Raw genomic sequence first — 247 nt, forward strand, 5'->3', positions numbered from 1 at the left:
GCTCAGCGATGAAGAGATCCTGACACATAAAGGCGTTGCCCTGATGGAGCTGGTGCAAAAACACATCCGCTGCCGGGATATGCAGGAATGGCTCCTCCAATTGGTGGAACTCTTGAATGCAGGGTATAATACAACCGAGCAGCGCAGTGTGGTGTTACGCTATATTTTACTGAATGGACATACGTTGGATCTCTCACAATTTGTCCATCAACTGATTGAACAATCTCCGGAGCATGAAACGATGTTG

General features: G+C 47.4%; 1 protein-coding gene. It reads left to right on the forward strand.

Translation table 11 applies throughout. From position 1 onward, the window contains the following. A partial coding sequence (locus ACGF49_RS25290) for an Rpn family recombination-promoting nuclease/putative transposase (protein WP_387493568.1) occupies positions 1-247 on the forward strand: 247 nt, incomplete at both ends.

Source organism: Photorhabdus sp. RM96S, assembly GCF_042879335.1.
In the GTDB taxonomy this organism is placed as follows: domain Bacteria; phylum Pseudomonadota; class Gammaproteobacteria; order Enterobacterales; family Enterobacteriaceae; genus Photorhabdus; species Photorhabdus kayaii.